The 417-nt window shown below is 63.3% G+C and carries 2 tRNA genes; both read left to right on the forward strand.

Annotated elements, in window-relative coordinates:
- Positions 1 to 102 precede the first annotated feature (102 nt).
- Positions 103 to 179: transfer RNA gene (locus ACSQ2B_RS26730), tRNA-Ile, on the forward strand.
- An 85-nt stretch (positions 180 to 264) separates the two neighbouring features.
- Positions 265 to 340: transfer RNA gene (locus tag ACSQ2B_RS26735), tRNA-Ala, on the forward strand.
- The last annotated feature ends 77 nt before the right edge of the window (positions 341 to 417 follow it).

The following is a 417-nucleotide window of genomic DNA, read 5'->3' on the forward strand; positions in this document are numbered from 1 at the left end:
GTAACACTGCAGCCGCTCAATCTTGAGGCTGTAGTGCGATCGCGCATTCGGCGCGCAGAGCTCCCATCGGGAGAGCTCGCCGCGCCGAGCGGACCGCTTCAAGGGCCTGTAGCTCAGTTGGTTAGAGCACACGCCTGATAAGCGTGAGGTCGGCAGTTCGAGTCTGCCTGGGCCCACCACACTTCCCGTGTGCACCTTGGGCGGACAGACGTCGGATCGACGAAGGCTCCCACCCGAGCACCCCTCGGGGAGCCGGCTTCTCAAGGGGCCATAGCTCAGTTGGTAGAGCGCGTGCTTTGCAAGCATGAGGTCGTCGGTTCGATCCCGTCTGGCTCCACCAAGACATATTGAAGACCGCGCGCGATCGCGGACGACAGGTTTCCGCCGCTTCAGCCGACACGGCTGTCGAGGTGGATC

It is taken from the genome of Phenylobacterium sp. LjRoot225 (assembly GCF_964252855.1).
GTDB lineage: Bacteria > Pseudomonadota > Alphaproteobacteria > Caulobacterales > Caulobacteraceae > Phenylobacterium.